The sequence below is a fragment of the Dyadobacter flavalbus genome, from assembly GCF_006149045.1.
GTDB classification, from domain to species: Bacteria; Bacteroidota; Bacteroidia; order Cytophagales; family Spirosomataceae; genus Dyadobacter; species Dyadobacter flavalbus.
This window is the reverse complement of record NZ_VBSN01000071.1, coordinates 104,217-119,020: the sequence shown is the minus strand read 5'-3', so window position 1 is coordinate 119,020 and position 14,804 is coordinate 104,217. Positions and strand designations below refer to the sequence as shown.

Genomic DNA, 14,804 nt, shown 5'->3' with positions numbered 1-14,804 from the left:
CATCTGAAAAACACTGAAATGAAAAAGAATATCATACTGTCGTCTTTGCTTTTTCTGGGCATCGCATTTTCCTGTAACGAGGATGTGCTGGAAAAAAGCAACCCCAACGGCGTAACGGTCGATAATTATTACAAGAACGGCGCCGAACTGACAAGCGGGGTTACAAGTGTGTACTCCATGCTGAAATCGAACAACCTTGTGGCGCGTGAATGGTTTTTCCTTCATGACATGCGCAGCGATGATGTCAGCGCGGGCGGCGGACAGCTTGAAACGCCGCGCAACCAGTTGCTGCTCGGCACGCACGACAGCGGCAACTCGGTTCTGGGAACCGTATGGCTGGCCTATTACCGGCTGATCCACCGGGCCAACTCCGTCGTTGACAACTCTTCCGAAGTGGCGGACATTGCTGCCGCTGACAAGGCGCGCCTGCTTGCGGAAGCACGTTTTCTGCGTGCCTTTGCCTATTATGAACTGGTGAGCATGTGGGGCGGCGTGCCGCTGTACAAAAATTATGTTCTGACACTGGACGGCAACCTTCCGAGATCGACGGAAGCGGAAGTATATGCCTACATCATTGCTGAACTGAAGGAAATTCAGGAACAGCTGCCGGCTGCTTACGACGCGGCAAATCAGGGAAGAGTTACCAAAGGTGCCGCACAAATGCTGCTGGCGCGGGTTTTCCTGCAGCAGGGAAATTATGCGGACGCAAAAACAGAATTGCTGAAAGTGTACAATTCGAATGTATATGCGCTGGTCGACAACTACAACGACAACTTTCTGGAAGAAACCGAATTCAACAAGGAATCGATTTTCGAGGTCAATTTCTATCCTTCCGGCGGCGTATACAACTGGGACGGTGATGGAAACGGCGCCACTGCCGGAACCGAAACCGTGCGCACACAGGAATATTCGGCCATTGGCTGGCGTAACGCAATCCCTTCCAACAGTTTGCTGAACGATTTTGAAAAAACCACCAAAGGCGATGCCAAAACCGATCCGCGCTATGATGATTCCTTTTATTTTACTGGCGAAAAATATAACAAAGGCGCCTCTACCCTTACGGACGGACAGCAAAACGGCAATGCATCGGTTGTGGACGGGGTAACGCAGAAGATAAGCTGGCAGAAATACTCGCTGATGTACAAAATGAACGAATCGTTCCTGACCGGCGGGATCAATCAGCGGATCATGCGGTTTGCTGAAACGATTCTGTCGCTGGCCGAAGTGGAAAATGAACTCGGAAACATTCCTCAGGCGGTCAAATACCTGAATATGATCCGGGCGCGGAAAAGCGTTTCCATGCCGCCTTACCCTACCGCGAAATATCCCGTAACGACCAAAGACCAGGTTTTTGCCGCGATCATGCATGAGCGCCGGGTGGAGCACAGCGGTGAACAGATCCGCAATCGTGACATTTTGAGATGGCGCAAAAACGGCAAACTGAAAGCCGAGCCGCTCGCCTATTTTCAGGCCAACAGACATGAACTCCTGCCGATTCCGCAACAGGAAGTAGACAACAATGCGAAAATTGAAGCCACAGACCAGAACCCGGGTTATTAATCCTGACGACAATAAGGGAAATGCGAAATGGCACCGGGCAGATACCGGTGTCATTTCTTTCATTATATTCCTGTTGCTCATTTCACTGGTTTCCTGCAAAGACAGAACGGACACCTTGTTTCTAAGTCATACTGCAGATGAAACCAAAGTACGTTTTATCAATAAACTTACGCCCAACGATTCCATTAATCCCTTTACTTTCACCAACTTTTACAATGGCGGAGGCGTCGGGATCGGAGATGTGAACGGCGACGGAAAACCGGATATTTTCTTTGGAGGCAATCAGGTGAGCAGCAAACTGTATCTGAGTAAAATTGATACGGTTTCCAGGAAATGGGCATTTGAGGATATTACCGAAAGAGCCGGCGTAACGACAAGCCGTTGGTGCAGCGGGATTTCGATGGTGGATATCAATCAGGACGGTTTGCTGGATATATACATCAGCGTGGCCCGGCACGTGAAAATGCACGGTTCCGAAAATCTGCTTTTTGTCAATCAGGGAAATGGCGCGGACGGCGTGCCTGTATTCAAGGAACTTGCAAAAGCGTACGGGCTGAATGACCCTGCATTTACTACCCAGACTGCATTCCTTGATGCGGACCTGGACGGCGACCTCGACGCCTTCCTGATGAACACCGCTCCTGACCTGCAAAACCCCAATTTTATCCGGAAAACCTATCACGACGGTTCCTATCCGAGTACGGGCAGGTTTTATATCAATGAAGGATTTGGTAAAAACGGCCTTCCCAAATACACGGACATTTCAAAAGAAGCCGGTATCAAATACGAAGGGCTGGGCCTCGGCCTTGCCGTGAGCGACCTGAACAAGGATGGCTACCCGGATATTTATTGTTCCAACGACTTCATCAGCAGCGATATGCTGTACCTGAATGCAGGTGCCGGTGCAAAGCCTTTTTTTAACAATGTGATCAAAGAAGCGGCCGCGCATACCAGCCTGTTCGGGATGGGCGTGGACATTGCCGATATTAATAATGACACTTACCCGGACATTTTCCAGCTTGATATGCTGCCGGAAGATAATCTGCGGCAAAAGAAAATGCTGGCCGGACAGGATTACGACCGCAAGGAAATGAGTATTTCGGAACAATATGGCTATCAGCTGCAATACATGCGGAACATGCTGCAACTCAACCTCGGCACATTTGACAAAACAAATCCCGGCACACCGCTTTTCTCTGAAATCGGATTGCTGGCGGGCATATCCAAAACGGACTGGAGCTGGGCGCCGCTCCTCGCCGATTACGACAACGACGGCCTGAAAGATATTTTTATTACAAACGGATACCGCCGCGATGTGACCGACCGTGATTTTATCCAGTTCAAGGAAGATTTTTCAAGTTTTGGCACCAACAATTTCAAGCAGCAGAATGCACTGGAACTGATCGGGAAAGTGCCGGAAGTAAAAATCCCGAATTATGCTTATAAAAACGCCGGAAACCTTGCTTTTGAAAACACGTCCAAAACCTGGGGACTGGATGAATTATCGTATTCAAACGGAGCTGCCTACGCGGATCTGGACGGTGACGGCGATCTTGATCTGGTCATAAACAATATTGATTCAGAACCTTTTATATACCAGAACCAGAGCCGGGAAAAATCGAATGCCGGTTTTCTTTCCATCACATTGAAAGGCGAAAAAGGAAACCTTTCAGGCCTTGGCAGCAGCGTAACGATATGGCACGGAAAACAGACGCAATTTGCTGAAATGTACATTACACGCGGTTTTTTATCGTCGATGAATGCAGGGTTGCATTTCGGACTGGGAAATGCAGGAGCAATAGACAGTCTGCTCGTAACGTGGCCGGGCGGGAAATCACAAAAACTTTATAAAGTAGCTGCAAATCAGCATCTACAGCTACTTCAGAAAGATGCCGTGGCTGTTCCCCAAAAACCTGAAACTGCACCAGAACCGTTTTTTACGGATGTAACAAAGGATTTGAAAATCGACTATACCCATGAGAAATCAGCTTTCATAGACTTCAAACAAACCGCTGCGTTGCACAAGATGCTTTCCAAAAGCGGATTTGCATTGGCAGCCGGCGATGCAAACGGGGACGGTCTTGACGATTTTTTTGCCGGGGCAAGTTACCTGAAAGGAAAGCCCTGCATTTACTTTCAGCAGCCGTCAGGAACATTTACCAAAAAAATCATTGCACAGGATTCACTTCATGAAAATATATCCGCAACATTTTTTGACGCGGACGGCGACAAGGATCAGGACCTGATTGTCGTAAATGGCGGGAACGAGCGGCCTGAAACCGACAAGGCTTTTTATGCAGTACAGCTGTATCTGAACGACGGCAACGGAAATTTCAAGCTTGCACCAGCCGGAACATTTCCTGCTGTTTCGGTCAGCGGTTCCTGCATGGCTGCCAGTGATTTTGATCTGGACGGAGATGCCGATCTGTTCATTGGCGGCCGCATGGTTCCGGGCAAATATCCGCTTCCGGCGCGTAGTTATCTGCTCCGGAACGACTCCAAACCGGGCAAAATGGCATTTGCCGATGTAACCCGAACCTTTTGCCCCGAGCTGCTCTCTGCCGGAATGGTGTGCGCCGCTTTATGGGCCGACACGGATCGCGATGGGCTGAACGACCTGGTGATCGCCGGCGAATGGATGCCGGTGCGTGTTTTTAAAAATCAGAAGACCCGATTACAGGAAACGGAATCTGTTAAAAATTCACTGGCGCCTTATTCCGGCTGGTGGAACAGTCTGGCGGCGGACGACTTTGACCGCGATGGCGACATGGATTTTATTGCCGGAAATGAAGGTATCAACACATTTTACCATGCATCGCAAAAGGAGCCGATTACGATGCTGGCCAAGGATTTCAACCATGACGGCACTTTTGACCCGCTGATGGGCTACTTTATTCAGGGCGTCTCCTACCCGAGCGTTCCGCGCGATGCGCTGAACCAGCAGGTGATCCAGTTCCGCAGAAAATTCCCGCATTACATCGATTATGCCAAAGTTACATTTGATAACTTACTGGACGATGAAGAGAAAAAAGATGCCTGCAAAGTGCAGGCAACCTTTTTACAAACCGCTTTTATTGAAAACCAAGGCAACGGAAAATTTGCCGTAAAAGCCCTGCCGGTGGAAGCGCAGGTTGCACCCGTATACGGCATTGTGGTGACCGACGTGAATGCAGACCGGAATCCGGATGTGATCCTGACCGGCAATTTCTTCCCGAATGAAGTCAACATGGGCAGGCAGGACGCATCGACCGGACTGTTGCTGCTCGGGAACGGGAAAGGCGGATTTTCACCGCAGCATCCTGCCAAAAGCGGCTTGCTGCTGCAAGGCGACGCTCGTTCCAGCGCCTTGCTGCGCGGCCCTCACAACCGGCTGTTGTTACTGACAGCCATGCATTCCAAAGGCATTACTGCAAACCGGATCAAACAATAAAAAAGCCCCTTTCACGGCCATTCCGCAGGCAGCCAGCCTTCATTCAGCCTATGCCTAAGCGAACCGGCGAAGGGGTGCCCGTTTCCGTTGCGTTAAAGGACTTCGGGTACGTCGCCACCAGAGCAGAAAGCCGGTGACGGCCAGCAATCCGGGAGCAAGTCCGATGATTACATAAAGTATCTTTACGATGATGCCTCCGTAATTACCCACATGCAAGGGATGAAAAGTGGCTTCTATCCGTTCGCCCAAAGGTTTCTCCGCCAGCCTGACAACTTCCTGTACTTCACCCGTCTGCTGATTGATCCTTACCGAATTTCCGGCACCCCAAAGTTTCCATTGTCCTGCCGCATAGCCCCGTACTTCAAATTTACGTTCTGGCTGTGTGGGCAAATAAACATACACCGGTTGCAGTTCCGGCATTGCTTGCAGCGCCTGCTGAAACATCCGATCGGCCGGTACCTGCATTTGCGTATTGGATCTGGTGGAAACCAGCTCATTCTGCCAGGTTTTGGATTTAAAGGCAAAAAGATTCATCCAGAAGCCCGTAAAAAAAATGACCGCATTGAAAAGCAATGACCACACGCCAATGATGCGGTGCAGGTCGGAACTGATGGTGCGCCAGTTTTTCCGGTTGATCTTTACCCGAAAGCACAGTACGTGCCATAGCATTTTCTGATACACGATAGCACCTGTAAGCAGGGACAGCAGCATGGTAATACCAAAAATCGCCGTCAGTGCTGCTCCCGGAATGCCCAGCTGAAAACTGAAATGAAACTGAAACAGCCATTCCAGCAGACTGGGAATAAAATCACTGGCCGGGCCTTCGCGCAGCACAGCACCGGTATAGGGATTGAATGTGATCAATGCCAGATCATACGTCAGCAGTCGGGTATCATTGAAATAGATCCTGAAATTGTAGGCATCTTCCGGGCCGGCATCTGGATTAAGCCATGCTATGCCGTCCAGATCCGGGTATTTTTCTGTGATATGATTGTAACAGCGCGACAGAGCCTGTTCGGGCTTGCTGGCTGAGGCCGGTGAAACGTGCAGCAGGTCCCGATTGAAAAACCGGTCAAGTTCGGGTCGGAACACAAGCACGGAACCGCTCAGTCCCAGTAAAATCAGGAATGTTCCCGTAACCAGCCCAAGCCAGCTGTGAAGCCTGAACAAGCTTCGTTTAAATGTTGATTTTCTCATGCAAATGCCTGATGATCTTAGGTTTACTGCCAACTTGATTAAAGCATTGGTTTAAAACATTTGAGGACAACATCGGCCTCGGAACGCGGATTACCAAAGCTGATAACTGACACCGATCCTGACATTAAACGGATCGCCCAATCCGGCCGTCGTCACACCCGAACGGCTTCCGGTAAAGTAATGCCTGTCCGTCAGATTATACGCATTCAGCTGAAATTGATATCGGTTGCGCTGATAGGAAAGCGCCGCATCCAGAACCGTATAGGAAGGAAAAATGAAATTCTGATTGCTTAAAAGGCCGACCTGATTACTTACATAGCGCACGCCTGCCGCAAAAGCAAGCCCTTTCAGCACCGGGAACGGAAGTAGATATTTACCCCAGAAGTTGAGCTGATGCTTGGGCGCATTGGCAAATCGGTCGCCTTTCTTTCCGTAAGTGCTCGTGCTGACGAGTACATGCTCGTTGAAGGCGTAACCGGCTATGAGGCTGATTCTGTCAAGATTACCTGTTACGGAGAATTCACCGCCCCGGCTGCGGGTACCATCAATGGCAGCCTGACGGTGCGAGTTTTGCTCAGTGGGTGCTGCTGTGAGAATGTTGGTATAATTGATCTGGTACAACGACAAGGTAGCCGAAAGGCGGTTGCTCAGCAGATCTGCTTTGGAACCTACTTCATACTGCGATGCCTGCCGGGTCGGGAACGGGCCTCCGGCCAGAACGTTATTGGAAGTCTGCGGATTGAAGGATTTCAGATAAGTACCGTAAACGGATACATTTTTTACGGGTAAATAAACCAGTCCGATCCTGGGAATCCAGCCAGATGCCTGCAGTTCATCGCCCTGTTTGTTGTCGCGCTCCGACAATGGGGTTTCCTTGCCATTGTAACGGTCATACCGGAGCGAAAGCAGAACTTTAAAATAGTCGCCGACACTGAGCTGATCCTGAATGTAGCCGCCGAACAGGTTGGTGATGCGTTTGTTATCATCCGATTCATCGGCAGGAACGGATGCATCCGGGATACTGCCGGAATAGTCGGGATTAAAGATTGAAATGCGCGTGGATGCCTTGTACTGATAATCATTTTTGGTCCAGCCGTAACGGTTGTAGTCCATACCGGCAACAAGCTGATGCCTCAGAAATCCTGTTTTTGCGGTATAAGCAGCATAAGCAGTTGTCTGCAAACTGAACCGGTCCGTTTCCCAGTCCTGAAATCCTCTGCTGATGGAATCATTTCGGATTCTTCCAACGGGAATGTGATCCGTAAAATCCAGTACATTCCGCACCATCCGCTCCACAACCGTGAGTTTCAGGTTTTGATTAACCTGATGATAAAAACTCAGCGTGCCCGATGCATTGCGGGTTTTTCCATAATCGGTCGGGCTTTGTATCGTCAGATGATTAGGATAATGGTTGAAATCGAAGCTGCCATCGGGTCCGGAATAAATGTAGCTTCCGTTGTCGTATTGCTGAACCGCTTTCTGGTATGCATAATTAAGTTCGAGGTTCAGGGAAGTGCGGCCGTTCAGAAGGTAAGTCAAGGAAGGAGCAATAAACAGATTTTGTTTTTCCTGATCGTTGCGAAAGCTGTTGGAACGGTCATAACCGATAATGGCTCTGTACAGCAGTTTTTTGTTGTTTGAAACAGGTCCTGTAAAATCTGCCGAAGCCCGCATGAATCCCCAGCTGCCCAATGACAGGTCTGCGCCTGCGCCTTTTTCGGACAAAGGTTTTTTGGTAATAAAATTGACCACACCGCCGGGAGAACCTTCACTGAAAAGTGCGCCGGACGGGCCGCGGAGCAATTCAACGGATTCGATGTTATAAAGCAAAGGCTGCTGGCTCCACAAAAACAGGTTTCCCCGTATACCGTTATACAGTAAAAAACTGGCATCGTTGGGCGAGTAAGCAGTGAAGCCCCGCATTTGAAAAGAGCCGTTCCCATTATTGGCCTTCATGCCCGTAAACGTCCCGGCAATCTCGTTCAGTGTAAAAGCCTGACGGTCCCGCAACAATTGTGAGGACACAATCTGTACCGACTGCGGCGTGGAAAGCAAAGGGACATCCAACCGGGTTGACGTATTTGACCTCGATACCAAGTAATTGTTTCTGGCTGTGCTGACCACCACTTCCCTCAGTTCCTGCATGCTTTCCGAAAGATGAAGATCAAGAAACGGATTTTTTCCATCTGTAACTGGAAGACTTTGCGTATGCGCCGTATAGCCAACATTGGATACGGTTAAAATATAAGATCCGGGCGGAATGTTGGAAAGGCTAAAGCGGCCGTTGGCGTCGGTGGTTGTACCCAGCGCGGTGTTTTGAAACGTAACGGAAGCACCGGCAACCGGGTCCTGACGGGTGTTCATGATCCGGCCGTTCAGCGTTCCAAGGCCGGATTGCGCTAAGGAACTGATGCAGTTACCGGTAAACAGTAACCACAGGAATAAATAGTTGAATTTCATTCGACAATACATTTATGGATCCATGCAGCAAAATGGCTGTATGGACATGATTCAAGTAAGCTGGACTGGATAGAATAATCGCTGCGCTGCCCGCCAGATCCATAAGCCGGCAGCACCAGAAAATGAGAAAACCGTACAGGAAATCCAAAGCGGCATGAAGGAAAAGCCGAAGCTAATCCCTGAGCAAAAAGCCCGAATAACCGGAATGTACGATCAGGCGCAGGGCGGATGAACCGGAATGGAAAGCGGAGCGTGGTAAGTAGCCAGCTGATAAAAGAAAGCGGGCCGCAGGGATGGAGAAAAATGTGTCGGCAAAAACTCGAAACGGGCCAACGGCGAAGCAAAAAGATGCAGCGCCGGCAAATTCTGAACCAGATCACTCGTCTGCTGATCCTGCTTTTCCTGCTGTGCTTTCAGCTTTTTGGCCAGATAACAATGCCCGTCACAATGCAACTGCGGTTTGTCGCGGTTTTCACAAAGCACACGCGTAATGTAATCCTTGTTGATCTGGTAATACGCAATGGTTCCCCACTGACTGAAAGTCGGCAGGATGGTTACAATCAGCCATATGTAAAGCAGAGTAGTACGCATCGGATTACCGGGCAAATATAGCGACGGATTGTTTTTGTCCAAGGCATGGATGCCGAAGTTTCAGGTTTTTGTAAAACCATCCAGCAAATCTTATTTCGTGCCGGTATTGTAATACAGCGGGTTGCAGTTTCATGCCGGTGGCAAATCTTCGTCAGAAAATAAAATGGAATGCAGCTTCTCAAGGAAATGTTACAACATCTCAAGCTTTGCTGACGCGCACTGGCAACGGACTGAATTAGTTTTGAAAAATCAAATCTGAACTGCAAACTCTTTCCAATATGGATTATCACAAGTTACTGAATCAGCTTTATCAGGATTTTAATGACCGTAAAATCGATGCGGTTCTGGCACATGTTCATACGGATGTTACCTGGCCGAACGGATGGGAAGGCGGCTTTGTTCACGGAAAGGACGAAGTGCGTGCGTACTGGCTGCGTCAATGGCAGGAAATCAACCCCGAATTAGTGCCGGTTTCTATTCATCCGTGGCCGGACGGAGCCATTGCTGTGGACGTTCATCAGATTATCAAAGACCTGAACGGCCAGGTACTGAGCGACAGTTATGTAATCCATGTATACCGTTTTGAGGAAGGAAAAGTAAGGTCGATGAGTATTGAACAGAAATAGAATCAGCTTAATTTTCAGAGGTTTACACATCCGGCAAGATGTCGATCCCGCTTTTTTTCATCAGGGCGCTTGCATTGAAATCCGTGCAGAAACCTTCCGTCAGCTTGTAGCTGAAAAGGATCTTTTCGTCTTTTAGCGTGCTGTTAAAACTGTAATTGCGGATGGGCAGACGCTGACTTGCCACTTTGGCCAGGTTCAGATCGTGGGTTGAAATAATGCCGGATGCATTCAGCACACTTAGTTGCCGGATGAGGGAAACGCCGCCTTTATACCGGTCCTCGGAGTTGGTCGCTTTGAACATTTCATCCAGCAGGAAGAAAACAGGCTTGCCGCCGGCGATCCGTTGCAAAAGTTGCTCGATGCGTTTCAGCTCGGCATAAAAGGATGAAATGCCTTCCTGAAGATTGTCCTGAGTACGCATACTGGTAAAAAGCGACACGGGTGCAATCCGCGCCGATGCGGCACAGCATGGCGCGTCCGTCATGGCAAGCACCAGATTGCAGCCGACCGTTCGCAGAAAAGTGCTTTTGCCGGCCATGTTGGAACCGGTCACCATGACGACCGATCCTTTCTGCATCAGTTCAAAATCGTTAGAGATACGCTGCTGCGCGATCCTAAGTTTTTTGTCCGGTACAGCAATCTGTTATCGATATTGCTGAATCCAGCTTTTGAACTCCGGCATGGTTTACAATTCATGTTGTCCAACGAAATAAAGCAAATCCAATATAACATTGTATTTTCTATAAACGAGTAGGGAACCAGAACAACCCGGAAAGTAAAGAAAGTTAATGCGTCAAATCTGTCATATGCAATGGAAAATGCTTACTTTGGCCCCGGCTGTACCAACTTTGCACATTGACAAAGCCAATGCATTGCTCTATTTTTGTGACCGATAAGTGTATTTTTTTAACATAACCTTTGATCAAATGGATATTAAGCGAATTTTTGAAAACAATCAGGAGTGGGTTCAGAAGAAGCTAGACATAGATTCCAACTATTTCAGTGACCTTTCCAAAGGACAAACGCCGGATATTCTTTACATAGGCTGCTCCGACAGCCGTGTAACCGCTGAAGAACTGATGGGCATAGCGCCCGGCGAAGCGTTTGTGCTCAGAAACATTGCGAACATGGTGCCCAACACGGATCTCAGTGTCATGTCGGTGATCAATTACGCCGTGGAACAGCTTAAAGTAAAGCATATCGTGGTTTGCGGTCATTACTACTGCGGCGGCGTTCAGGCGGCCATGAAATCGGCGGATCTGGGAATCCTTAACCCGTGGCTGCGGAATATCCGTGACGTGTACCGGACGCACAAGGACGAACTTAATGCCATTGACAATGAAGAACAGCGTTACAAAAGACTGGTTGAACTGAATGTGGAAGAACAATGCATCAATGTCATCAAGACGGCAGAAGTACAGAAAGCGCAGCGCGACCGCAATCTTACGGTCCACGGCTGGGTTTTTGACGTACATTCCGGCAAACTGATCGATCTGAACATCGACTTTATAAAACTGCTGGAAAACATTATGGAAATTTACCGCCTGGATCTGACCGAGCCAGAAGAGCAGGAACTGAAAGTATAATTTCATCATCAGAAATAGTCAGATTAACGATTCTGACTATTTCTGTTTTTAACCAAACAAGCAAAGTAAAACCGCTTTTTACATAACAATGAAAATGCGGCTCCGCCTGTCATTTCAGACAACCTGAACAGCTACTTCGTAGTAATCGATTGTTGGCTGGCCGGCAAAATAAGGCTTCATGTGTGTCATTACGCTTTTTAAAAAACCATTCGTTTCAGCACCGGTTCGGGCTTCTTCCGTTTCCCAGAGCGTTACCATCAGGCATTGGTTAGTTGCCTGATTTACAAGAAAACGGCTGTTTTTGAAACCGGAAAGGTTTTTCAAAGCCGGCCCTACAGAATCCCGGAAATAATCAGTAGCATCTGCAATATGATCCTTGTTTAAAAGAACCTGAACAACTCTTGCATACATAAAGTGAAGATTTTTAAGTTGAACATGATTACAATTGACTAGTAAGTATTTGCTGCCTGCACATGTTGAACTGAACCCGGGCCGACGACAGCTTACAAAGACTGCAACGTAGCCACAACAGCCGCAACAAGGCTTTTATTGACCTTTTCCGAATCGCCGGACATGCTGATAACCCGGTACTCGCCCGCATCGTCCTTTTCCAGGATCAGCGTCCTGCCCTCGATCTCTACATGTAACTGATAAGTATATCCCTGCGGGACAATGGTCAGCGGCAATTCATGGGTTGTGCCCATATATTCCACCGGAAGCATGATCGTTTCATTCATATACGAAGATAATCAGAATGTCTGCGCGATGAAAGCGGATATTGTAATTTGATTGCGTGGCGGTTACTCTTTTATGAAAGGGCTTTCCTCCTTTTTGGCCGGGTCGGAATATTAATTGGTTTCTGGCAAGTAGGAATAAGATAATTTCGTTTTATATATAAAATAACTGTATATAAAACATTGCTTAACTAATTATTTTCTGTCATGCTTGTACATTATACAATACTTTCACTGCGCCGCATCTGGCGGCAGCGCCAGGTCAATCTGATCCGAGTATCAAGCCTGGCGCTGGGGCTGGCGAGCGGTCTGGTCATTTTCCTGTTTGTTAATTACATGTTCAGTTTCGACCGCCATCACCCGCATATGGAACGTTCCTACTGGGTAGTGACGGATATTATCCGGGAAAACACGATGCAGACGGACGCTGCTCCCCGCCCACTGGCCGAAGTGCTTCGCCGTGACTATCCATTTGTTGAAAGTGCAACCAGGCTGGAAACTGTTTTCGGACGTACCATCGGCGTTCCGGACGGGAAGAACGGCTGGGCCAAAAAGTTTAATGAAGCCCGGAATGTCTGTTTTGCAGAACCCCAGTATTTCAATCATTTTCTGGTCAAATGGATCTCAGGCAACCCGAAAACGGCGCTCAGCTCGCCGAACACGATCGTACTCAGCGAACGTTATGCCCGCAAGTACTTTGACCGTGCCGATCCCGTTGGCCGCACCTTGCGGCTCGACAACCGCGTGGACCTTACCGTAACCGGGATTATTGAAAATCCGCCTGCCAACACACAGCTTCGTTACGACGCATTGATATCTTATACAACCATCCCGGATCTGGAACAAAGCGGTGCCATGCAAGACTGGGAAGGCCTTCAGAGCATGTGTTTTGTGTTGCTGCGCGAAGGCAGCAATCCCGGACAACTGGCCGGCACTCTGGATGAAATCCGTAAAAAAAACCTTTCTGCCGAAAAAGCAGCCCGGTTTGCATACCATATGCTGCCTCTTCCGGAACTGAACCATGAACGCAGCGGTATGGCGCCGCGTCCCGTATTGTACGCACTGATTGCAGTCGGACTGCTGCTCGTTCTGGCTGCGTGTATCAATTACATCAATCTTGCAACAGCTCAGGCTTTACAGCGCGCCAGAGAAGTCGGCGTGCGCAAGGTAGTCGGGAGCAATCAGTTTCAGCTGATCAGACAGTTTCTTTTCGAAACCGCCATACTGACCTTTTTTGCCTGTGCAATGAGTCTGGTATTGACACAAATGGCCATGCCGCTTGTCAACCGGACATTGGCGGAGCAAGTCGATATGCTGCACCCGGCGATTTCTGTTCTGGATTTGCTGCACCCGGAAAGCCTGAAATGGTTTCTCATTCTGATTGCCGGAATCGTCATCCTTGCCGGCTTGTATCCCGCCTGGGTGCTTTCCCGGTTTAATCCGGCAAAAGCCCTTGCCGGCCAGCTTACTACGCAGACCGTTGGCGGTTTCAACATTCGCAGAACCCTGATTACCGGACAGTTTGTTCTTTCACAACTGTTTTTGATCATTGTCCTGGTCATAACGGCACAACTCCGGCACATGCAGAAAGTGGACTGGGGTTTCAGTCACGAACGGAAGCTTACCGTATGGCTTTCGCCACCCAATCCCGTTCCTTATGACCAGTTGCGGCAGAGCTGGTTACAGTTGCCGGGGGTAGAAAGCGTGACATACGGCAGCGATCCGCCCGCTTCTCCCTACAACCGTCCTGCTCCATTCAGCTATCATATTGCCTCTAAACCAGAGCCTTTTGAAACACGGCTCCGGGCTGCTGACGAGCATTATATTGCTGCATTCGGGTTGTCTGTAATTGAAGGGCGCAATTTCCGGCCTGCAGATACCACCGCGCAGGAGGTGCTGGTCAATGAAACACTTGTGCGCCAACTCGGTGTTTCACCTGCCAGCAGCATCGTTGGCAAACGGATGCGCATCATGGATAAAGACCGCATGATTGTGGGTGTTGTAAAGGATTTTCGAAGCGGAGATCTGCATCAGTCCGTCTTGCCTGTTACCCTTGTGAATGACTTGGGCCATACCACGATGGCCGTGCTTACATTATCACCAAATTTTCCGAAGACAACGTTGAAAGCCATAGAGCAGGTGTGGGATGAAACACTGCCAGACCGCGTTTATAAAGCGGATCATCTCGACGATTTGCTGGGATCGTTTCTTGATATGGAGCGATTGCTGGCCGGATTTGTACAGGCATTTGCCTTGATTGCCATGGCGATGAGCTGCATCGGGCTTTACGGACTGGTCACCTTTATGGCAGAAGGCCGGGCCAAGGAAATCGGGGTACGTCGGGTACTGGGCGCTCGTACGCAGCAGTTGCTATGGATTTTCGGAAGGGAATTCGGCCGCCTGATCCTGATCGGGTTTCTGGTGGCTGCACCGCTGGGCTGGTGGCTCACCGGAAGCTGGCTGCAGCAGTACGTTCACCGCATTACGTCAAGTGCCTGGTTAATCGCTGCAACACTTGGCCTGACCGTCCTGATTACACTACTGACTGTATTGGGACACGCTTTGAAAGCAGCCGTTGAAAGCCCGGTCAAGTACCTGCGGGCGCAATAATATGAAGGGA

The 14,804-nt window shown here is 49.1% G+C and carries 11 protein-coding genes; 5 read left to right on the top strand and 6 right to left on the bottom strand.

The window, feature by feature from the left end; genetic code table 11:
• The first annotated feature begins 18 nt into the window (after nucleotides 1-18).
• Together FEM33_RS23590 and FEM33_RS23585 are read left to right on the top strand one after the other, a co-directional pair.
• A complete protein-coding gene (locus FEM33_RS23590; RefSeq protein ID WP_139014438.1) occupies nucleotides 19-1,560 on the top strand; it encodes a RagB/SusD family nutrient uptake outer membrane protein in 1,542 nt (513 codons plus the stop codon).
• Nucleotides 1,520-4,990: a VCBS repeat-containing protein gene (locus FEM33_RS23585; protein WP_139014437.1), complete on the top strand. Its 3,471-nt coding sequence runs from the start codon at nucleotides 1,520-1,522 to the stop codon at nucleotides 4,988-4,990. Before FEM33_RS23590 ends, FEM33_RS23585 begins: the two co-directional genes overlap by 41 nt.
• Nucleotides 4,991-5,044: 54 nt before the next feature.
• Here the strand turns inward: FEM33_RS23585 and FEM33_RS23580 are convergent, their stop codons facing one another.
• The 3 genes from FEM33_RS23580 to FEM33_RS23570 all read right to left on the bottom strand — a co-directional run bounded on the left by FEM33_RS23580 (nucleotide 5,045) and on the right by FEM33_RS23570 (nucleotide 9,238).
• Nucleotides 5,045-6,187 (bottom strand): PepSY-associated TM helix domain-containing protein, encoded by a 1,143-nt coding sequence (locus FEM33_RS23580; protein WP_139014436.1) that lies wholly within the window; start codon nucleotides 6,185-6,187, stop codon nucleotides 5,045-5,047.
• 90 nt (nucleotides 6,188-6,277) lie between these two features.
• A complete protein-coding gene (locus FEM33_RS23575) occupies nucleotides 6,278-8,647 on the bottom strand; it encodes a TonB-dependent receptor (protein WP_139014435.1) in 2,370 nt (789 codons plus the stop codon).
• Nucleotides 8,648-8,860: 213 nt separating this feature from the next.
• Nucleotides 8,861-9,238, bottom strand: a complete 378-nt coding sequence (locus FEM33_RS23570) for a hypothetical protein (RefSeq protein WP_139014434.1) — start codon at nucleotides 9,236-9,238, stop codon at nucleotides 8,861-8,863.
• Nucleotides 9,239-9,516: 278 nt separating this feature from the next.
• Here FEM33_RS23570 and FEM33_RS23565 point away from each other — a divergent pair, with 278 nt between their 5' ends.
• Entirely contained in the window at nucleotides 9,517-9,864 is a 348-nt protein-coding gene (locus FEM33_RS23565; RefSeq protein ID WP_139014433.1) for a nuclear transport factor 2 family protein, read from the top strand.
• 22 nt (nucleotides 9,865-9,886) lie between these two features.
• Here the strand turns inward: FEM33_RS23565 and FEM33_RS23560 are convergent, their stop codons facing one another.
• Entirely contained in the window at nucleotides 9,887-10,441 is a 555-nt protein-coding gene (locus FEM33_RS23560; RefSeq protein ID WP_139014432.1) for a MutS-related protein, read from the bottom strand.
• Nucleotides 10,442-10,790: 349 nt separating this feature from the next.
• Between FEM33_RS23560 and FEM33_RS23555 the strand changes: the two genes are divergently transcribed.
• Nucleotides 10,791-11,450: a carbonic anhydrase gene (locus FEM33_RS23555; protein WP_139014431.1), complete on the top strand. Its 660-nt coding sequence runs from the start codon at nucleotides 10,791-10,793 to the stop codon at nucleotides 11,448-11,450.
• A 114-nt stretch (nucleotides 11,451-11,564) separates the two neighbouring features.
• On the opposite strand, the gene FEM33_RS23550 is transcribed toward FEM33_RS23555, so the two are convergent.
• Both FEM33_RS23550 and FEM33_RS23545 read right to left on the bottom strand, forming a co-directional pair.
• Complete coding sequence (locus FEM33_RS23550) at nucleotides 11,565-11,861, bottom strand: antibiotic biosynthesis monooxygenase family protein (protein WP_139014430.1); 297 nt, start codon at nucleotides 11,859-11,861, stop codon at nucleotides 11,565-11,567.
• Nucleotides 11,862-11,953: 92 nt separating this feature from the next.
• The gene (locus FEM33_RS23545; protein ID WP_139014429.1) at nucleotides 11,954-12,187 is read right to left on the bottom strand and encodes a hypothetical protein; all 234 of its coding nucleotides are present in this window, start codon (nucleotides 12,185-12,187) and stop codon (nucleotides 11,954-11,956) included.
• Between the two features lie 204 nt (nucleotides 12,188-12,391).
• Here FEM33_RS23545 and FEM33_RS23540 point away from each other — a divergent pair, with 204 nt between their 5' ends.
• Complete coding sequence (locus FEM33_RS23540; protein ID WP_139014428.1) at nucleotides 12,392-14,794, top strand: ABC transporter permease; 2,403 nt, start codon at nucleotides 12,392-12,394, stop codon at nucleotides 14,792-14,794.
• Nucleotides 14,795-14,804: the final 10 nt, after the last annotated feature.